Here is a 1354-nt window from a genome sequence, read left to right on the forward strand (position 1 = left end):
GTCCACCTGATCGAGGATTGCCCGCCAGACGAAAGATTCGCTTGGATTGTTTGGGGCGGATGGCTCCCCTCTGATTCCCAAAACGGCTCTCACGGTTTCAGGTCGTGTCCAGCGATTGCGTCGTCCCGCCAAGATGACGGTTGGTGTCCCATGACCGGGAATATATGCCCCGGATGCATCGATAACGTGCGTGAGCTCGACTGTACGAGCGAAGAATTCTTCGATCAGCTTCTTGCCGAACTCGCGTTTCATGAACGAATTCGCGGTGATCTGGCCTATGCGGCCGGCACCGCGTCCCTCTAGATCCGCGTGCTTCGCCAGCTCGAAGAAGCGCTGCGCGAACGGGACGGACAGGGCGTACTTGCCCGAGCAGGCGCTGTACAGGTCGCGGTACAGCACGTTGAGCTTCTTGTCCTTGACGGTGATGTACGGCGGGTTGCCGACGACGGCGTGGTAGCGGCCTTCCTCCAGGATGCCGGGGTGGTCGGTGAGGTCCTCGGTGGCGTAGGCGAACTCGGCGAGTGCGTCGCGCTCCTCGTCGAACAGGCCGAGCTGGCGGTGCTTGATCAGAGAGTCGCCGATGGCCACGTGCAGCGGGAAGGTGTAGCCGGCGGCCGCGTCCAGCGTGGTCAGCCCGGTGGCGCGCAGCGCCGCGATGACCAGCCGGAACCGGGCGATCGCCGCCGCGTACGGGTTGATGTCCACGCCGTGGACCGCGTCCAGGGCGAGGCGGACCCGCTCGAACACGTCGAGTTCCTGCGCCTTGCTCTCCCACTCGGCGAGCAGCCGGTGGAAGGCGCCCAGCAGGAAGTGGCCGGAGCCGCAGGTCGGGTCGATCAGCTTGAAGTTTTTCAGGTCCTCGACTTCCTGGCCGAACTCCTCGAGCGCCGGGGTCAGGGTCAGGTCGAGGATGAACTCCTCGACGAACTCCGGGGTCTGGAGCAGGGCGTACCTCTTGCGGACATCCTCGGAGAGATCCTGGTAGAGGTCGCCGAGGAAGCGGGTGTCCCAGGCATCGTCGGTGAAGTCGTGGACCAGGGCGCCGGCCTCGGTGCGCCGCCGCCAGAAGGTGAGCAGGTCCTTGGCGGCGTCGTGGGAGAGCGGGATCTGGAACAGGGCGTTGTGCCGCCGGTCGAACAGGCCGGCGCCGACCGGCACCGTCGCGATCGCGTCGAAGCCGGCCAGCAGCCAGTCACGCGCCGTCTTGTCGGGATTGCGCCGGTAGAACTCCTCGGTCCGCTCCTCGGCCAGGGTGAGCCGGGCGGTCGTCGGGCCGGCGAGGAACGGCTCGCCGATCAGCCCGTTGTCCTCGCAGAACCGGACGAACACCGTCCCCAGCGCCCAGGCTGCCGCC

Annotated in this window: 1 protein-coding gene; it reads right to left on the bottom strand. The window is 66.5% G+C overall.

The window, feature by feature from the left end:
- The coding region (pglX, locus tag NBW84_RS22735) for a BREX-2 system adenine-specific DNA-methyltransferase PglX (protein WP_250287274.1) at positions 1-1354 on the bottom strand (1354 nt) is incomplete at both ends.

It is taken from the genome of Protofrankia sp. CiP1_Cm_nod2, assembly GCF_920664355.1.
In the GTDB taxonomy this organism is placed as follows: domain Bacteria; phylum Actinomycetota; class Actinomycetes; order Frankiales; family Frankiaceae; genus Protofrankia.